General features: G+C 37.7%; 15 protein-coding genes. 7 read left to right on the forward strand and 8 right to left on the reverse strand.

Annotated features, from left to right (window positions below; genetic code table 11):
* Position 1 precedes the first annotated feature (1 nt).
* Entirely contained in the window at positions 2-997 is a 996-nt protein-coding gene (locus FLEMA_RS0165590) for a zinc dependent phospholipase C family protein (RefSeq protein ID WP_026998053.1), read from the reverse strand.
* A gap of 246 nt (positions 998-1,243) precedes the next feature.
* On the opposite strand from FLEMA_RS0165590, the gene rpsT reads away from it, so the two are divergent.
* Both rpsT and radC read left to right on the forward strand, forming a co-directional pair.
* Positions 1,244-1,501 (forward strand): 30S ribosomal protein S20, encoded by a 258-nt coding sequence (gene rpsT, locus FLEMA_RS75650; RefSeq protein WP_044174174.1) that lies wholly within the window; start codon positions 1,244-1,246, stop codon positions 1,499-1,501.
* A 379-nt stretch (positions 1,502-1,880) separates the two neighbouring features.
* Positions 1,881-2,582 (forward strand): RadC family protein, encoded by a 702-nt coding sequence (gene radC, locus FLEMA_RS75655; protein ID WP_044174175.1) that lies wholly within the window; start codon positions 1,881-1,883, stop codon positions 2,580-2,582.
* A gap of 320 nt (positions 2,583-2,902) precedes the next feature.
* On the opposite strand, the gene hisB is transcribed toward radC, so the two are convergent.
* Positions 2,903-4,024 carry a bifunctional histidinol-phosphatase/imidazoleglycerol-phosphate dehydratase HisB gene (gene hisB, locus FLEMA_RS0165655; protein WP_026997672.1) on the reverse strand — a complete coding sequence of 374 codons (1,122 nt, stop codon included), beginning with the start codon at positions 4,022-4,024 and terminating at the stop codon, positions 2,903-2,905.
* A gap of 344 nt (positions 4,025-4,368) precedes the next feature.
* On the opposite strand from hisB, the gene FLEMA_RS75660 reads away from it, so the two are divergent.
* Positions 4,369-5,739 carry a DUF937 domain-containing protein gene (locus FLEMA_RS75660; RefSeq protein WP_044174178.1) on the forward strand — a complete coding sequence of 457 codons (1,371 nt, stop codon included), beginning with the start codon at positions 4,369-4,371 and terminating at the stop codon, positions 5,737-5,739.
* A gap of 420 nt (positions 5,740-6,159) precedes the next feature.
* Here the strand turns inward: FLEMA_RS75660 and accC are convergent, their stop codons facing one another.
* Together accC and FLEMA_RS75665 are read right to left on the reverse strand one after the other, a co-directional pair.
* Entirely contained in the window at positions 6,160-7,665 is a 1,506-nt protein-coding gene (gene accC / locus FLEMA_RS0165720) for an acetyl-CoA carboxylase biotin carboxylase subunit (RefSeq protein ID WP_026998054.1), read from the reverse strand.
* A 153-nt stretch (positions 7,666-7,818) separates the two neighbouring features.
* On the reverse strand, positions 7,819-8,175 hold the full coding sequence (locus tag FLEMA_RS75665; protein ID WP_044174182.1) for a hypothetical protein: 357 nt from the start codon (positions 8,173-8,175) through the stop codon (positions 7,819-7,821).
* Between the two features lie 329 nt (positions 8,176-8,504).
* On the opposite strand from FLEMA_RS75665, the gene FLEMA_RS75670 reads away from it, so the two are divergent.
* Together FLEMA_RS75670 and FLEMA_RS0165785 are read left to right on the forward strand one after the other, a co-directional pair.
* Complete coding sequence (locus tag FLEMA_RS75670; RefSeq protein ID WP_044174185.1) at positions 8,505-9,773, forward strand: aminotransferase class I/II-fold pyridoxal phosphate-dependent enzyme; 1,269 nt, start codon at positions 8,505-8,507, stop codon at positions 9,771-9,773.
* Between the two features lie 150 nt (positions 9,774-9,923).
* Complete coding sequence (locus tag FLEMA_RS0165785; protein ID WP_026997676.1) at positions 9,924-10,103, forward strand: BF3379 family histone-like protein; 180 nt, start codon at positions 9,924-9,926, stop codon at positions 10,101-10,103.
* A 57-nt stretch (positions 10,104-10,160) separates the two neighbouring features.
* On the opposite strand, the gene FLEMA_RS0165790 is transcribed toward FLEMA_RS0165785, so the two are convergent.
* Together FLEMA_RS0165790 and FLEMA_RS0165795 are read right to left on the reverse strand one after the other, a co-directional pair.
* Positions 10,161-10,565: a MaoC family dehydratase gene (locus FLEMA_RS0165790; RefSeq protein WP_026997677.1), complete on the reverse strand. Its 405-nt coding sequence runs from the start codon at positions 10,563-10,565 to the stop codon at positions 10,161-10,163.
* Positions 10,566-10,628: 63 nt separating this feature from the next.
* A complete protein-coding gene (locus FLEMA_RS0165795; RefSeq protein ID WP_026997678.1) occupies positions 10,629-11,060 on the reverse strand; it encodes a YybH family protein in 432 nt (143 codons plus the stop codon).
* A gap of 345 nt (positions 11,061-11,405) precedes the next feature.
* Between FLEMA_RS0165795 and FLEMA_RS75680 the strand changes: the two genes are divergently transcribed.
* Positions 11,406-12,275, forward strand: a complete 870-nt coding sequence (locus FLEMA_RS75680; protein ID WP_044174189.1) for a diacylglycerol/lipid kinase family protein — start codon at positions 11,406-11,408, stop codon at positions 12,273-12,275.
* Between the two features lie 13 nt (positions 12,276-12,288).
* Positions 12,289-12,630 (forward strand): translation initiation factor, encoded by a 342-nt coding sequence (locus FLEMA_RS75685; protein ID WP_044174191.1) that lies wholly within the window; start codon positions 12,289-12,291, stop codon positions 12,628-12,630.
* Positions 12,631-12,798: 168 nt separating this feature from the next.
* Here the strand turns inward: FLEMA_RS75685 and scpA are convergent, their stop codons facing one another.
* Positions 12,799-14,922: a methylmalonyl-CoA mutase gene (gene scpA / locus FLEMA_RS0165850; RefSeq protein ID WP_026997681.1), complete on the reverse strand. Its 2,124-nt coding sequence runs from the start codon at positions 14,920-14,922 to the stop codon at positions 12,799-12,801.
* 87 nt (positions 14,923-15,009) lie between these two features.
* Complete coding sequence (locus tag FLEMA_RS0165855; protein ID WP_044174194.1) at positions 15,010-16,398, reverse strand: methylmalonyl-CoA mutase family protein; 1,389 nt, start codon at positions 16,396-16,398, stop codon at positions 15,010-15,012.
* Positions 16,399-16,573: the final 175 nt, after the last annotated feature.

Genomic DNA, 16,573 nt, shown 5'->3' on the forward strand with positions numbered 1-16,573 from the left:
TTTAGTTTTCATCTCGGGCTTGAAAAATCCGTAGGAGCCAGTTTTTTTGTTCAATATCTTCTCCTTTTTTGATAGAATCTAATAATGGCTGGCTACCTAGTGTATTTAGGTCGGGTTGGCCAGCATCTACCCAACAAGTAAACCAGAAATCGCCCACCATTTTTACTGCATTTCGCATTTGTCGTTCTACCTGATTATTGAGTAAGGTATGATATTGAGTGGCATAACCTACCGAATAGCTTTTTACATTGATATTATTGCGTTCGTCGATACTGTATTTCTGTCCCAAAGGTGTTTGTTGATGAAGAGCTTTTTCAAAAATAAAAACAGAGTCGAGACACCGATTGGCAGTACGGATATTTTGCCAAATTCTACTTTGAGTATGCGGAATATACCGAGCTTTACCCACAAAAAAATCATATTGATGAGCAAATAGCTCTGGTAGCCGAGATTCCCAAAAACCATGAATACCAATTTGGTTAGTTTTTTGTCCATTATAATTAGATGTTGTATGTAAAGGAACATTGGCATCGGCAATATAATGACCAATCTCAGCCGAAATTTTAAGAATTCGACCTAGGTTTTTCTCGGTAAATGCCGATGTAAGCTGAAATTTCATTAGCTGAATATGCCAAGGTACAATACCGTGCTGCAAAAGTGTATCTTCTGGATACACCAGAACAATTTCAGGCCAAGGTTTGGCTAGGCGGTAAGTGGCACTATCGCCATAATAGTCCAAGTCAATAAAATGTCGTGGAGCTTCTTCTTTAATAGCATAGCGTCGTTTGTCGGGGTCAACAGCATGTTCGGCGAGGTAAGGTAGGTGTTTTTTATAAAAAACAATCATTTCAGGAGGAAGCGTAAAAATAGCTAGTCTATTAATAAGCTGATGTCCATAAAACCCCCATTGGGTTGACTGATTATTGAGCGAGGGGCTATTGATAGATACCAGCAAAAATACTAGCAAATAAAGGTATTGACCAGAGCGTAGGTGCATAGTTGTATACAGATATGTGTGAAAAGATACCTCAAAAATGAATAGAACTGATTAAAGTTATAAACTGATGATAGGAATTCCAACATATTTGTTAGACCTTTGCATAGCAAAAGAACGTTTTTTATCAATTAAAAGGATATTATTGCTTATCTCAGAAGAAATTACAAGAAATTGATTGTTTAACTACAACTTTTTCTGTACCTTTGCACTTCAATTTAGAAAACCAATATTATTCGGGAAATAAAAATGGCAAATCACAAATCAGCGTTAAAGAGAATCAGATCGAACGAAGCTAAGAGATTACGTAACCGTTATCAGCACAAAACTACACGTACAATGGTAAAACGTTTGCGTGAAACTCATGATAAAGCAGTAGCTTCTGACCTCTATCAAAAAGTTTCTTCTGCCCTTGACAAATTGGCAAAGAAGAACATTATTCACAAAAATAAAGCTTCTAACTTGAAGTCAAAGTTAGCTAAGTTAGTGAATAAAATTGCTGCTTAATCAGCTCTAAGATACTAAGTCTACAGAAGGTCTCATTTAATTATGAGGCCTTTTTTGTTGTATTAAAAATAATACACTAATTTAGGATATACTCCTTGATATTCAAGTGTATCAAAGGAATGCCTAATTATGTAAGGGTGCAGAATGGTATGGTATTTTTAGACTAATTAATTACCTAGTAGTAGACGAATGAAGGAGAATTTTAGGTATCAGATATTTGACTGATTGTGTAAAAATGGAGCAAATAACTATTTGAGCGATATTCAAAAATCCCTAATCTGATATAAAGTCTAAACTTTCGTACATGATTAATTAATGATTAAATTCCGAAGCCAAGCTTATTTTGTACGATTACTTATGTCTTATAATTAATACAGCCATGAGCTTATATTCTACAGAACACCTCAATATCAAAGAATGGGCAGAAGAAGATCGCCCACGTGAAAAACTCTTACTCAAAGGAAAGGCAGCCCTTTCCGATGCCGAATTACTTGGTATTCTCATTGCTTCGGGTATTCAAAAACTTACAGCCGTAGATATTGGTAAAATTATTCTACAGAGTGTCGATGGCGACCTTAATCGACTGGCTCGGCTAACGGTAAAAGATTTGGCCAAATTTAAAGGAATAGGAGATGCCAAGGCTATTACTATTGTAAGTGCTTTGGAGCTTGGTCGAAGACGAAAAGAAGCTGAAATACCCGAACGCCCACGCATTACTTGCTCAAAAGACTGCTATGAAGTCCTAAAACCCTATTTAATGGATTTGCCCCATGAAGAATTCTGGGTTATATTACTGAATCGAGGCAATCAGGTATTGCGTTGTGAACGCATTAGCAGCGGAGGGGTTTCGGGTACGGTAGCCGACCCCAAAATGATTTTTAAAGCTGCTCTTGAGTATTTAGCCAGTGCTATCATCTTGTCGCACAATCATCCTTCGGGCAATCTGACACCAAGTCAAGCCGACAAAGATTTGACGAAAAAAATGCGAGAGGCAGGACGTTTTTTGGAGATACCTGTACTCGATCATTTAATTTTTACGGATAAAAAATACCTGAGCTTTGCCGATGAAGGTTTGATATAAAAAAAGGCGGTTGTCTTCTTGAAGATAACTGCCTTTTTTATGAGTAGAATTAAAAAGCTACGAAATAAATAGTTTAGACCACCAAGAGCCTAGCTATTTTTCATGCTTATTTACCTCTTTCGTTATAGATATTTTGCAATTTAGTGCCAACAATTGCAGCTAATACGAAAAGAACTGTAAAAAATAATGCTCCTGAAACGCCCATTGTATTGGTATTTTAGATTTAAAATATTGAATTGTCGAATATTGATGCCACAAAGATAAAATTCAAAAGCGAAAACTACATACTTTGTGTGCTAAACTTTGGATAGTTCTTGATTTTATAACACACCTTTGGTAGAAGGTAGGTTATCCAAGTCTTTGATATCTCTTTTTACAGCCATTTTAATAGCCTTGGCAAAAGCCTTGAATATCGCCTCAATTTTGTGGTGTTCGTTATCGGCATCGGCTTTAATATTCAAGTTGCATTTAGCAGTATCTGTAAACGATTTGAAGAAATGGAAAAACATTTCGGTAGGCATTTCTCCAATTTTCTCACGGTTAAATTTGGCATCCCATACCATCCAATTTCTTCCAGAAAAATCAATAGCTGCATGCACAAGAGCTTCGTCCATAGGTAAAAGGAAATAGCCGTAACGAGTTATTCCTTTTTTATCGCCCAAAGCTTTCCAATACGCTTCACCTAATGCCAAAGCCGTATCTTCGATAGTATGGTGCTCGTCGATATGTAAATCGCCCTGTACTTTTACGGTAAGGTCTGCACCCGAGTGTTTGGCTAGTTGGTCGAGCATGTGGTCAAAAAAGCCCAAGCCTGTTTCTATATTCGACTTACCTTTACCGTCCAAATTCAATTCTACCAAGATTTGGGTTTCTTTGGTATTTCTTTCTACAGTAGCTTTGCGTTCGGGCAAGCGAAGAAATTCATAAATTACATCCCAATCGTTTGTTTCTAAAACTGTTGCGTTTTGTAATGCTTCATCTGCTACGGCATTTTCGCCCATATAAATAGCTTTTGCTCCCAAATTAATAGCCAACTGAATATCGGTATGGCGGTCGCCAAGTACGAACGAATTTTTGAGGTCATATTTCGATTCATCAAAATATGCGGTAAGCATTCCCGTTCTAGGCTTGCGAGTAGGTGCGTTTTCGTGTTCAAAAGAGCGGTCGATATGCACTTGAGCAAAGAGGATATTTTCGCCTTCAAGGGTTTGCATCATTTTGTTATGAGCAGGCCAAAAAGTATCTTCAGGGAAAGACTCAGTCCCGAGGCCGTCTTGGTTGGTAACCATGACCAATTCGTAATCAGATTCTTCGGCTATTTTACGGAGGTTAGAGATAGCTTTAGGCAAAAAGGCTAGTTTTTCTAAAGAATCTACTTGAAAATCAACAGGAGGTTCTTGGATAATGGTTCCGTCTCGGTCGATAAATAAAACTTTTTTCATTGCGTTTTGTGATTGCGTCCTTGCGTAGCAAATTTTAGCGGGAAAAGCACAATAGTTGTTACTACCCAAATCGTTAGAATCACAAAGTTAGTGTTCGGTAGGTTGTATTTTATTATTTTTTCCAAAATTGATACAGATTTTCGATTTTTAAGGCCAAAACAGGATTTATTAAAGAACTTCCTGTAAGCAAAGAATTCATTTAATAAGATATTATCCAACTTTGCGGTATAATTCGGGGAGAGGTTGTATTTTTGAGCCAAAATATTGAGTCATGCAGTTTTCTCGCCTAGTATGCTGTATAACACGAGGCAATTAAGACAAAAAGGTTAATCAAAAGAATAGATATGAATTTAATAGTAGAGTTGAAAGAGCTATTGGGAGGTGAAGTAAGTCAGAAAGCAGCCTTCATAGTTGGAGAAAAAGAAGACAAAGTAAAGTTGGCTCTTGAAGGGCTTGTTCCTACAATTATTGGGGGTGTAATGAAGAGGGCTTCAAATGAAGCAGGTGCAACTACCCTCATGAATGCCATTCAAAAAGGCAATCATGACGGAAGTATTTTAACGCAGTTACCTAGTTTTTTACAGGATAAAGAAAGTTTTACGGTTTTGACAGACAAAGGACACAGCTTGGTAAGTATGCTTTTGCCTGATAAAAAAAGTTCTATTGCTACTTTGATTTCGCAGTATGCAGGTGTTAGAAACTCGTCGGCTACTTCATTATTGGCATTTGCTATGCCTGTTGTGATTGGGCGTTTTGGCAAAATTGTAGCTATTCAAGGTGCCGACAAAGTGGCACTGGCCAATGCTGTATTGGATTTGAAGAGTAGTTTAATCGGTGAAACCCCTGAAAAGCTACAAGTACGCATGATTGATGTGTTGGGGTTGAGCGTTTTTATGAGCCAAGAAATCAAGCCAATACAATTTGCTTCGGCGGCTCCTATCAAATCGCAGTCGATTCAAGCACCTGCCGCTCCAAAGCCTATTGAAGATAACTATGTGACATATTCAAATAAAGATTATGATAATGCTTCAAGAGAACGAGAACCTATGCCAAAATGGGTGATTCCTGCTGCATTAATTGCTGTGGTGTTGGGTGGTTTGGGCTATTTTTTGTTGAATTATGATTGGAAATCGGCTTTTGGTAATTCCGACGAGGCTAGTGATAGCTTGCAAGTAGAGCAGGTAACAGGAGCTCAGATAGATACTACGGCTTTACCCAAAGACACTACCTTGTCGAAAGTTGATTCTACTTCAATTCCTGAAATCAAGCCTGTCAATATTACATTGCCCAATGGACAAGCTTTGGATGTGATTTCGGGGTCTTTTTCTGATAGATTCACCAAATATTTGAGCGATTCAAGTGCAAAAGCATCACAATTGTTTACACTCGATAACGTAAATTTTGAAGGAAATACTTCAACTCTTGTTGCTGGTGGCGATAAAACTGTTCAGGACTTAGTAAAAATTATGACGGCTTATCCACGTGTTCAAATTAAGTTGATTGGTCATACCGACAACACGGGCGATACGCTTCAAAGCAAAAAATTGTCACTGAAAAGAGCATTTGCTGTAAGAAATTTGTTGGTAGCAGGTGGTATTAGTGCTATCCGTATAGATTTTGATGGTAAAGGACCATTTGTTCCGTTGACAAGCAATGCTACAGAAGAAGGCAAAGCTAGAAATAGAAGAATTGAAATAAAAGTGGTACGAAAATAGATACCAGTGTTAACATAAGCATGTAGTATCCCGAGCTTAGTGAATTGTGATTGAGCAATTAATCTTATATGTTGCAGCAATAGAGACGTAATATTTTGTGTCTAAAAATGAGTCCTCCCGAATTTTAGATAATATTAAAAGAGATCTCCTATTGATGTTTGTTGGGATTCACGAGATAAACCATAGTGCTTTTCCCAATAGGGTGCGATTGTACCCTATTGGGAAAAAAAATACGCAAATCTTAGGTATTTATTGACTATTAATCAAAAAAGGCGAGATTTTCATCTGTAGAGATGCAATACATTGCATCTCTACAGATGAAAATCATATTCAACAATAATCACGCATTCGCTCAATCACAATTCACTAAATTAGGGACTATTAATATTTATGTTAAATTTAAAAATTTATATACACTATTTATCGTAATGCTGTTCTATTGGTTTTCCATTGGCTTTTGGCTATGGCGGTACCAGTACTTGAAGTAGATTTCACCTCTTTTTTGTTATTGACCAAATACCCTGCTAAAGCGGCTGCAATAATCTCTTCGTCGGCATCAGGAAGGCTATCCAATACTTCAGGAGTATAGTAAAGGCTGATAAAACGTGTATCGAAATTACCAGAAAGGAAAGCTTCGTGCTGTAGCACAAATTTACAGAAAGGTAAGGTTGTTTGGATACCCGATATTTTGTATTCGTCAATGGCACGAATCATTTTATCGATAGCCTCTTGGCGATCTTTGCCATAAGTAATAAGTTTGGCAATCATTGGGTCATAATAAATAGGAATAGCCATACCTTGTTCCATTCCATCATCTACTCTCACCCCATTACCTTGTGGCCTTACATAAGTATGCAAAGTACCAACATCGGGTAAGAAGTTATTGCGAGGGTCTTCGGCACAAACACGACACTCTACTGCATGGCCATGAATTTGTAAATCCTCTTGCTTAAACGAAATCGGGTGTCCCTCAGCTATGCGAATCATCTCTTTTACTAAATCTACACCAGTGATAAGTTCAGTAACAGGGTGTTCAACTTGCAAACGGGTATTCATTTCTAGGAAATAAAAGTCCAATTTTTCATCTACAATAAACTCGACCGTACCAGCTCCATAATAGTTACAAGCACGAGCTACGTTTACGGCACATTGCCCCATTGCTTCACGGATTTCGGGTGTTAATACAGCCGAGGGGGCTTCTTCAACTACCTTTTGGTGACGACGTTGTACCGAGCATTCACGCTCGAATAAATGAACGATATTGCCATGTTTGTCGCCCAATACCTGAATTTCGATATGTTTTGGCGAAGTAATGTATTTTTCAACAAATACCGCTCCATTCCCAAAAGATGTAATTGCTTCAGAAACGGCACGGTCCATTTGTTCGTCAAATTCCTCTTCATTCTCAACAACCCTCATACCTTTTCCACCACCACCTGCCGATGCTTTGATTAAAACAGGATAGCCAATTTCTTTTGATTTTTGCTTGGCTACCTCACGGTCGGTAACGGCATCTGGTGTACCTGGCACCATCGGAATATTGTATTTGGCTACCGTGTGTTTCGACGAGAGTTTGTCGCCCATCACCTCGATACTTTCGGGCGAAGGGCCAATAAATAGTAAGCCAGCATCAGTGACTTTTTTACAAAAGGCTGCATTTTCAGACAAAAAACCATAGCCAGGGTGAATAGCATCGACGTTGAGGTCTTTACAAATCTGAATAATTTTGTCGCCTAACAAATAAGATTGATTGGAAGGAGGAGGTCCAACACATACGGCTTCATCGGCAAATTTTACGTGTGGAGCCAGTCTGTCAGCTTCCGAGTAAATAGCTACAGTTTTGATACCCATTTCACGTGCTGTTCTCATAACACGCAAAGCTATTTCGCCACGATTGGCTACTAGGAGTTTATGGATTTTTCTCATTAATTATTGGTTTCTTCGATTTTGTTTTGTGAAAAAATTAAATACTTAATTGATGAGTGCAAAGTTAAAATGTTAAATAATTGATTATCATACTAATAAATACAATTAAATACCTAAACTTGCACGATTACTTAATATATTGATAGAAAATAACTAGCGATTTTTGTTAAAAATAGCTTTCATCGTTTCTGACATAGCAATTAGGTCATGAATTTTGTTTCTAGCCAAACGCATAACATGAATGTCGTTTTGATGACTAACCTCAAGGTCGAAGTACCGCCACAAATAAATCATATCGTTGATATGATTGGGAAAATCTTGTATATAATACATCACAAACTGTTTTTCCTGTGCTTGTGCTGTAAAAATAATCAAATACAAATCTTCGTCTTTGAGAATAGCCTTGAGTTGACTTTTAGAAAACTCTCTTGGCATTTCATTATTATCGACTAAAAAATCGATGATAAAACCTTGGTCGTGACACACAAATAGGTTTGTTGTTAAGCCCATAATTCATTTTGTATTTTTCTAAGAAGTAGATAACTTGAAATCTTACAATTGAATAAAAGTACGCCAAAATCTAATTTTTATACAAGTTATAAAACGATTCTTAAATTATACATTTAGCGTAAAAACTTCTTGAAATATTGCAAGCAATAGGCAAAAGTAGACTTGTTATTCTTTGTTTAGTGCAATATTTGGCAGATACAAAATAATACCTTAACTTTGAGATTATTTTAAGATTTTCATGGCAAGATTACTTTATCAAGTTTGATGAAAAACAATAAATGCTGTGAAGATTTTTGGCATTATTCATAAATCTAAAACAAAGATATAAAGTGGATATTTTTGAGAAAGTCGTTAACAACATGGGGCCGCTTGGTTCTTACCACAAGATTGGTCACCACTATTTTTCATTTCCTAAGTTGACAGGAGAACTAGGACCTTATATGAATTTCAATGGCAAGCGTATGCTTAACTGGTCGTTGAATAACTATTTAGGCTTAGCCAATCATCCAGAGGTTCGTGAGGCCGACGCTCAAGCAAGTGCTGACTACGGTTTGGCGTATCCAATGGGTGCAAGAATGATGTCGGGTAACTCTGATTTACACGAAGAGTTTGAGCGTCAATTGGCCGAATTTGTAGGAAAAGAAGATGCCTTTTTATTGAACTATGGGTATCAAGGGGTTATGTCAATTATCGAATGTATGGTTGACCACCGCGATGTCATTGTTTATGATGCCGAATGTCATGCTTGTTTGATTGATGGTATTCGTTTGCACAAAGCCAAAATGGGAACTTATTACAAGTTTAACCATAATGATATGGCTTCGTTACGCAAAAACTTGGAGCGTGCTACTAAAAAAGTAGCCGAAACGGGTGGTGGTATCTTAGTTATTACTGAAGGCGTTTTTGGTATGTCGGGCAAAGTAGGTTCGTTGGACGAAATCGTGGCAATGAAGCAAGATTTTAATTTTAGAATCTTGGTTGACGATGCTCATGGATTTGGTACAATGGGGGCTAATGGCCGTGGAGTACACGAACACCTTAATTGTATTGAAGGTATTGATTTATACTTCTCTACTTTTGCCAAATCAATGGCTGCTATTGGTGCATTTGTAGCTGCTCCAAAAGAAATTATCATGTTTTTGAAATACAATATGCGTTCACAAACTTATGCTAAGGCTCTTCCTATGCCTTATGTAATTGGTGGAATGAAGCGTTTGGAATTGATTAAAAAACACCCTGAATTGCGTGAAAAATTGTGGGAAAATGTACGTGCCTTACAAGATGGATTCCGTAAAAGAGGTTTTGATATTGGAGACACCACTTCGCCAGTAACACCAGTGTTTTTACATGGTGAATATGATGTTCTTATTGCTACTTCATTAATTAGAGATTTACGTGAAAATATGGGTATATTCTGCTCTATCGTGGTTTATCCAGTAGTTCCAAAAGGACAAATCATGTTGCGTATCATTCCTACAGCGTCACATTCACTTGAAGATGTAGAGTATACAATGGACCAGTTTGAGGTTATCCAAAAGCGTTTAGCTGAAGGGGTTTATAAAGCTCAAGCTGAAGAATATAAAGCTGTATTAGCATAATTTTAATACGTTTTTGTGCTATTTCCTTCTTTTTTTCTAAAAAGAATTTGCAACATCTTGGAAATTGACTATATTTCGGCTGTAAAAAATGCGTACAGGACTCGTATGAGCCATTTTAACCATTTATCCAACCTAAATCCAATTACAAATATGAGCAGATTCTCAGAAGTAAAAGACTTGATTTTGTCCTTAGAGGGTGACTTTGAAAAATTCTATGAAAAAGGAAATCAAGCAGCAGGAACTCGTGTAAGAGGTGGTATGCAAGCATTAAAAACTTTGGCACAAGAAATTCGTACTGAAGTTCAGAACTTGAAAAACGAAACTAAATAATTTTTTAAGTCAAAAAAAAGGCTAGAGATATTCTAGCCTTTTTTTATGCTTTATTGCCTAGAAATGGTCTTTATTCATAATAGTAGCAAGGCCATCGGTAGTTTTTTTGCCAGTGGCTACATCCATTATTTCGCATTTAATATCGGCAATGTGTTTGGCTTCGTCGATATTGATTACCGTAAAAACTGCTTCGTAATCGGTATCTACAAACATTGGCCGTTTATATTCTGATACTTGCTTGAGGTAAACACTTCCATAACCAGGAAATTCAGTACCCATTATTTTTGAAAAAATACTAGAAGCCAATGCTCCATGAATAATCGGACGTTTGAATTGGGTTGTAGCAGCAAATTCGGCATCGAGGTGCAATGGATTGTTGTCGCCTGATACTTTTGCGAATAAAATTACGTCATCTTGGGTAAATGAAAACTTATGACGATAAACTGTGTTAAGAGCAATCATGTAAATGGAATTAATAGTTGAGTTTGCAAAGATACTTTTCTAGCCAATAACCTGCTAACGAAATTAAGAAGAATGGTCGGCCACAATCACCCATTGTTTATTGATTTTTCGCCAAAGTAAGGTATAATGCCCTCCAATATCACCTTTTTCGGGTCTGGTAAGTGCCCATTTCCCTACAAGAAAACATACAGTTGGTGACTGAAATTCTACTTTAATAATGGTGAATTTTAGCGTACCCATTGCCGATTTGTCGGGATAATTTTTTTTGTAACTCTCCAACGTTTTTTGATAACCATACGTCACCCCCGATTTGCCAATGTACATTAGCGAGTCGGATTCCCAATAGCCTTTCATAAAGGTAGTTACGTCGCCGTTATTCCAAGCTTGGGTTTGTCGCTCAAGAATATCCAGAATTGTTTTTTTATCTTGATTGGTTTGAGATAAAGCATTCAAACTCATTAGTAAAAGGATAAAAGAGAGAAATCGTTTTTTCATAAGAAGAATCTGTAATTGTGATGAAAGAATAATGTATAACACCGATAATAATTATAAGAATAGACCAATACATCCCTCAAAATTTAGTAGTTTTGGGAATATATATTTGACTTTACCTAAAGGTAATTATTTTTATGAAATTCAAAGAATTTGTAGAGAAATACAAGGATTATTATTTGGTAGATGGATTGATGTACTTATCGTTTATCTTGATGATAGTAATAATGTTTATTTTTTTTAGTTAATATCGCCCTTAATTACTTCCGAGTTTTCAGAAGAATAGAGCTATTTCTAAGAAATTATGGATGAAATAGACAACAAAATGAATAACGGAGAACTGCTTATATGATTTGGTTTGTATTGAATCCTAAGTCTGGCACTACGACCCCAGCACGAAAAAATAAAATTATACAGAGTATCAACAAACAGGCAAATTGTCAATTAATATTAACGGAGTATCCAGGCCATGCTACCGAAATTGCAACTCGGGCTGTACAACAGGGTATAGAAAAAGTTGTGGCAGTAGGAGGTGATGGTACTGTTAATGAAGTAGCTCGTGGTTTGATAGGCTCTGAAACGGCTTTGGGTATCATTCCAATTGGTTCTGGAAACGGATTGGCACGACACCTGAATATTCCCTTGAAATTAGATAAGGCGATTTCATTTGCTATTCAGCAAGGTACTACTCGTATTGACTCGTGTTTTGTTAATGATATTCCCTTCTTTTGTACAGCAGGAGTAGGCTTTGATGCTTTTGTAGCCAATGAGTTTGCTCAACAAGATTCGAGAGGCTTAAAAACCTATGCCAAAATGTCGTTGAAGTCGTTTCGGACTTATAAACCCGAATCTTACCGAATAGCTCATCAAGGTCATGAATATGCTAAAATGGCATTTTCAATTACCTTTGCCAATGCTACACAATATGGTAACAACGCTATGATTTCGCCCAAATCGCAAATTGATGATGGTTTGATTGATTTGGTGGTTTTGAAACCCTTTCCATTTGGAGCAGCTCCAATAATTGGTGTTAGGTTGTTTAGAGGTACTTTGCCCAATTCTAGGTATATTGATATGGAGGTGTCGGAGGAATATAGTCTAAAATCTGAAAAGCCATTATTGATTCATTTTGATGGCGAACCTTTACAATTAGATACCAATGAAATAAAAATTTCAGTTAAGCCAAAATCGCTCAAAGTTGTTGGCGGCTTGATATAATACGATTAATAGTATGTCAAAAAATAAGAAAATCCCTTTGGGGGTGGTATATTCTACTAATCCTGAGTTTGAATATGCTTTTGAAGAAAAAGAAGCTGTAGCTACTTTGCCTGCAAATCAGCAAAATTTGAAGGTTTTGTTAGATAAAAAAGCTAGAGCAGGAAAACAGGTAACGCTTATTACGGGTTTTGTAGGAAGTGACGACGACTTGGAAGCACTTGGCAAGAAACTCAAAAACCTATGTGGTTGTGGTGGCTCTGTGAAAGATGGAGAAGCTATTCTACAAGGCGATTTTAGAGAAAAAGTATTGAACTGGTTACTCCAACAAGGTTATAAAGCTAAGAAAGTCGGTTAATAAAAACATAAGTTATCTCGAATTTTAGATCAAATAGGGCGGTCAAAATTAGTTTTTCGACCGCCCTATTTGGTTAATAGCACGATAGTCCACCTCTTGAATCTCAATAAATACAATTAAGAGGTCTCTATTGTAAATTATCCCAAAATTCAGGATGACTCATGTTTACTACTCCATTAGTTCTTTCAAGATTTTTTGTGCTGCAATCGAAATAATTGTACCCGGTCCAAAAACACCTTTTACACCTGCATTGTATAGATAGTCATAATCTTGAGCAGGAATTACCCCACCCGCTACTACCATAATGTCGTCTCTACCTAATTTTTTGAGTTCGGCAATTAGTTCTGGAATTAAGGTTTTATGACCTGCTGCCAAGCTTGATGCTCCTACGATATGTACATCGTTTTCGGCAGCTTGTTTGGCTACTTCTTCGGGCGTTTGGAAAAGAGGCGTAATATCTACATCAAAGCCCAAGTCGGCAAAACTGGTTGCAATTACTTTTGCCCCACGGTCATGGCCATCTTGTCCCATTTTGGCCACCATAATACGAGGTCTGCGACCTTCCTGTTTCGCAAACGCATCTGCCATTTCTTTGGCAATTCTAAAGTTTTCGTCGTCTGTCACTTCTGCTGAATATACTCCTGAAATTGAACGAATAATAGCCTTATGACGGCCATATACTTTCTCTAAGGCCATCGAAATCTCACCTAAAGTAGCACGTTCGCGGGCTGCATCAACGGCCAAGGCTAGTAAGTTGTCATTTTGTTGTTGGGCTGCATTGGTGAGTTTTTCAAGAGCGGCGGCTACTTTTTCCGAATTTCGTTGGGCTTTTATATGCTCTAATCGTTCTATTTGTGAAAGCCTAACCGCTTGGTTATCTACTTCCAAAATCTCAATAGCTGTTTCTTCTTTCAGTTTATATTTATTAACCCCAACAATAATATCTTTTCCCGAATCAATCCTTGCTTGTTTACGAGCTGCAGCCTCTTCGATTCTCATTTTAGGCAAACCTGTTTCAATAGCTTTAGCCATTCCGCCCAAACTTTCTACTTCCTCAATCAAACTCCATGCTTTATTAACTAACTCTTTGGTAAGGTATTCTATATAATATGAACCACCCCAAGGGTCAACGACACGGGTAATATTAGTTTCATTTTGAAGAAACAGTTGTGTATTGCGGGCAATTCTAGCTGAAAAATCGGTTGGGAGAGCAATAGCTTCATCTAGCGAATTGGTATGTAAGCTTTGGGTATGCCCCAAAGCCGCTGCCATGGCCTCTACGCAAGTTCGGGTTACGTTGTTGAAAGGGTCTTGTTCGGTAAGCGACCATCCCGAAGTTTGGCAGTGAGTTCTCAATGCCAATGATTTAGCATTTTTAGGATTAAATTGTTTGACAATTTTAGCCCAAAGCAACCTGCCAGCACGCATTTTGGCAATTTCCATAAAATGGTTCATGCCTATAGCCCAGAAAAACGATAAACGAGGGGCAAAGTTATCGACATCTAAGCCTGCCGCAATACCTGTACGAAGGTATTCGAGGCCATCGGCAAGGGTATAGGCCAATTCTAAGTCGGCAGTAGCACCAGCTTCTTGCATGTGGTAGCCAGAAATAGAAATAGAATTGAATTTTGGCATATTCTGAGCCGTATATTCAAAAATATCGGCAATAATACGCATCGAAGGAATGGGCGGATAGATATAGGTATTCCGCACCATAAATTCTTTTAGAATATCATTTTGAATTGTTCCTGATAGTTTGTCAGCAGCAACGCCCTGTTCTTGGGCTGCTACAATATAAAAAGCCATGATAGGCAATACTGCCCCGTTCATGGTCATAGATACCGACATTTGGTCGAGGGGAATTTGGTCGAAGAGTATTTTCATATCTTCAACCGAATCGATGGCTACACCAGCTTTTCCAACATCGCCAGTTACACGTGGGTGGTCAGAGTCGTAGCCTCGGTGAGTGGCCAAGTCGAAGGCTACCGAAAGCCCTTTTTGACCTGCTGCTAAGTTGCGTCGATAAAAAGCATTAGATTCTTCGGCCGTCGAGAATCCTGCATATTGGCGAACGGTCCAAGGCTGTTGTACATACATGGTCGAATAAGGACCACGCAAATAGGGGGGAAGCCCTGCCGCAAAACCAAGATGTTGAGCATCGTTCAAATCAACTTGGGTAAAATACGGTTTTACAGGAATTCCTTCGGGAGCTTTCCAAAATTTTGCTGAAGTTGGCTGAATATCCTGAACAGTTCCTTCCTGAAGGCGAATATTTGAAAGATTAGGTTTCATAAAATCAACAAATTGAATACTTGGTTTTAGTCATGAATAGTACCTTTTGAGGAGCTATTCTCTTTTGTTTTGTTATGGAGAAATATACTAAGCTTGCTCAATCACTTCGGACAAGCGAAGGTTGGGCAATAAGGCAAAATTGCTAGCCGATACCTGAGTTTTGGGTTGATAAATAAAAGGTTTTTCGTCGGCTCTAAACTTGTTTACACCAATCATAATGGCTTTTCCTAGCTGAATATTACTAGCTCTACGTTCTTGATTAGTAGCAATTTGCTTTTGTATCCATTCCTGCTCGAAAGCCTTAATAGAACCACCAAGTTGGCTAATTTCTTGTAATAAAGCAAACGATTTTTCGGCAATAGCAAAAGTGAGGTTTTCGAGATAATAGCTGCCTGCCGAAGGGTCAATCACTTTGTCGAGGTATGATTCCTCTTTTAGAATAGTTGAAATATTGCGGGCAATTCGTTGTCCAAAATCATCATCTTGCTCGTAAGTAGCATTATAAGCATGTATACTTAGGGCATCGCAGCCACCAATAATTGCCGACATCGCCTCGGTGGTAGCTCGTAGCATATTGGTGTTGGGGGTAAGAGCCGCATCGAAATACGCCGATGTTTTGCACTGAATTGAAATCGGTAAAGGACTATTTTCGTATCCATAGCCTTCCGACAACACCTTGCTCCAAAGGTATTTGAATGCCCGTATTTTGGCAATTTCAGCAAAATAATCAGTCCCAACAGCCAACGAAAATTCTAGCTTTTGTACAATTTGGCTTAATTCCAAGCCCAGATTGGTAAGTTGGTCGATAGCTTCAATAGTATTGGCCAATGTAAATGCTACCTCCTGTATGATATTGGCTCCAGCGTTGTGAAACACTTCGCTTGAAAGATGCACCACCTTAAATTGAGGGTGATTTTGTACTTTTCTAATAGAGTCGGCCAAACGACCCCATGCCAAATCATCTATTTTACCCGATTGCATCCAGTGAGACAGTAAATCATCTTGTACGCCTCCTTTCATAAGATAAGGGATGAGTTTTTCTAAAGTATCGATCACTTCATGGCCTTGCGATTGTACTTTGAAATAAATTGGCGTATCGGAAAGTTTGATATGATTGAGTAATATTTTGAAATCAACAGCTGTTACTAATCGGCTACCAAAGTCGATAATAAGGCTATTTGCCCCCTGATTAAGGGCATTGATACAGCGTAAATTTGTGCTTTTTTCGTCAGATAATGCAATTGTTTCTCGATTTTGCCAAGCTCGGGTTAGTTGTGTTACTTGGGCTTTTTGGATGTTACCGAGAGGTAAATCTGTAATGTCTTCTTGGCTATAATAGGATTCAATATGCAAGTCGCCTTCGGCTTGCCATAAAAGGGTTTCTTCAAAGTCTTTACCCTTTAGGTCTTTGATCGCTTGGTTTTTCCAGATAGCCTTTGTGTGAGTCTGAAAATCATTGAAGAGTGAATTTGCCATATTGAAATAGAAAATAATTAATTTAATTTTTCAAAGTTGAACAAATGTACATGCTTAGAATTTTTTAACCAAAAAATCTCAAAAACTTGATATACTAAGGGAAATACTTGTATTTTTTGTAGAAGCTACTCCGTTATAAATACAGATATTATGATTTTCTTTGGCTATAGCGTTC

The organism is Flectobacillus major DSM 103 (assembly GCF_000427405.1).
GTDB classification, from domain to species: Bacteria; Bacteroidota; Bacteroidia; order Cytophagales; family Spirosomataceae; genus Flectobacillus; species Flectobacillus major.

Excerpts from the sequence above, each read along its gene's own strand:
- FLEMA_RS0165590 (WP_026998053.1), bottom strand. The coding sequence starts at position 997 with ATGCACCTACGCTCTGGTCAATACCTTTATTTGCTAGTATTTTTGCTG.
- rpsT (WP_044174174.1), top strand. The coding sequence starts at position 1,244 with ATGGCAAATCACAAATCAGCGTTAAAGAGAATCAGATCGAACGAAGCT.
- radC (WP_044174175.1), top strand. The coding sequence starts at position 1,881 with ATGAGCTTATATTCTACAGAACACCTCAATATCAAAGAATGGGCAGAA.
- hisB (WP_026997672.1), bottom strand. The coding sequence starts at position 4,024 with ATGAAAAAAGTTTTATTTATCGACCGAGACGGAACCATTATCCAAGAA.
- FLEMA_RS75660 (WP_044174178.1), top strand. The coding sequence starts at position 4,369 with ATGAATTTAATAGTAGAGTTGAAAGAGCTATTGGGAGGTGAAGTAAGT.
- accC (WP_026998054.1), bottom strand. The coding sequence starts at position 7,665 with ATGAGAAAAATCCATAAACTCCTAGTAGCCAATCGTGGCGAAATAGCT.
- FLEMA_RS75665 (WP_044174182.1), bottom strand. The coding sequence starts at position 8,175 with ATGGGCTTAACAACAAACCTATTTGTGTGTCACGACCAAGGTTTTATC.
- FLEMA_RS0165785 (WP_026997676.1), top strand. The coding sequence starts at position 9,924 with ATGAGCAGATTCTCAGAAGTAAAAGACTTGATTTTGTCCTTAGAGGGT.
- FLEMA_RS0165790 (WP_026997677.1), bottom strand. The coding sequence starts at position 10,565 with ATGATTGCTCTTAACACAGTTTATCGTCATAAGTTTTCATTTACCCAA.
- FLEMA_RS0165795 (WP_026997678.1), bottom strand. The coding sequence starts at position 11,060 with ATGAAAAAACGATTTCTCTCTTTTATCCTTTTACTAATGAGTTTGAAT.
- FLEMA_RS75680 (WP_044174189.1), top strand. The coding sequence starts at position 11,406 with ATGATTTGGTTTGTATTGAATCCTAAGTCTGGCACTACGACCCCAGCA.
- FLEMA_RS75685 (WP_044174191.1), top strand. The coding sequence starts at position 12,289 with ATGTCAAAAAATAAGAAAATCCCTTTGGGGGTGGTATATTCTACTAAT.
- scpA (WP_026997681.1), bottom strand. The coding sequence starts at position 14,922 with ATGAAACCTAATCTTTCAAATATTCGCCTTCAGGAAGGAACTGTTCAG.
- FLEMA_RS0165855 (WP_044174194.1), bottom strand. The coding sequence starts at position 16,398 with ATGGCAAATTCACTCTTCAATGATTTTCAGACTCACACAAAGGCTATC.